General features: G+C 70.8%; 1 protein-coding gene. It reads right to left on the bottom strand.

Annotated features, from left to right (window positions below):
- Nucleotides 1-494, bottom strand: a 494-nt coding sequence (locus ACTWQJ_RS52085) for an IS110 family transposase (RefSeq protein WP_443313310.1), incomplete at its 3' end; no start/stop codon positions are given.
- Nucleotides 495-603: the final 109 nt, after the last annotated feature.

Below are 603 nucleotides of genomic sequence, written 5' to 3' on the forward strand. Positions count from 1 at the left end.
TTGAGCTGGTTGATGGCCTGGGTCCTGGACTTGATCGCGGACCCCTTCGCCAGCTTGAACAGCCGCAGCATCTCCACCGGGCCGTCGCTCGTCTTCGCTGCGGCGGTGGCGCGACCGGATAACACGGTGCGGGCGGCGGCTTCGGCATCGACGGCGTCGGTCTTGCCGTGGCGCCGTCGGGCGGCCCTGTCGGGCTGGTTGACCTCGGTCACCTCGATACCCTCGGCCCGCAGGTGCCGGGTCAGGGCTGCGCCGTAGGATCCGGTGCACTCGACCCCGGCTCGCCGCAGCGTGCCGAACGAGCGTGCCCAGGACAGGAGCTGGCGGTATCCCTCGGCGGTCGCCGGGAAGCCGCGGCCGTCCAGAGTGACGCCGAGCACGGTGATGACGGCCGCGGCGTGGACGTCTTTGTGGGTGTCAACACCGAGCAGGACTTCCTCGGCGGCGTCGGCCGTGATGTGACACGGGGCAGCGGGCTGCGTGATGCTGGGCAAGGTCGCCTGTCTCCTGATCGCCTCGGGTGCTGGTGGCCGTCGCCGGGCCGGGGCGGTCAAGACTGTGACGGTGCCTGTCGCGAAGGCCCCTATCGGGACACGTCCCCTG

Origin of the sequence: Streptomyces sp. KR55, assembly GCF_052245645.1 — a bacterium.
GTDB lineage: Bacteria > Actinomycetota > Actinomycetes > Streptomycetales > Streptomycetaceae > Streptomyces > Streptomyces flavusporus.